Source organism: Streptomyces sp. SID3212 (assembly GCF_009865405.1).
In the GTDB taxonomy this organism is placed as follows: Bacteria; Actinomycetota; Actinomycetes; order Streptomycetales; family Streptomycetaceae; genus Streptomyces.
The window spans coordinates 1-205 of sequence record NZ_WWJY01000327.1; the positions used below are offsets into that span (position 1 = coordinate 1).

Below are 205 nucleotides of genomic sequence, written 5' to 3' on the forward strand. Positions count from 1 at the left end.
ACCGTACGGACCCCGGCGGCGCGCAGCGCGTCCGTGAGTGCCTGGACGGCGACCGGGTCGGCGCCCTCGCCCGCGACGACGGTGACCAGGTCGCCGAGCGGGACCGCCCGCCCGGCCGCCTTGATCGTCTGCGGCCTGGGCCACACGTCCGGCACGGCCGCCCGGCCCTCGGGGTCGGGTGTGGCGGCGACCGGGGAGGCCGGGT

Annotated in this window: 1 protein-coding gene; it reads right to left on the reverse strand. The window is 80.5% G+C overall.

What is annotated here, in order from left to right; genetic code table 11:
• Positions 1–205 (reverse strand): glycoside hydrolase family 20 zincin-like fold domain-containing protein (locus GT042_RS09720; protein ID WP_161308303.1); only part of this gene is annotated, 205 nt, incomplete at both ends.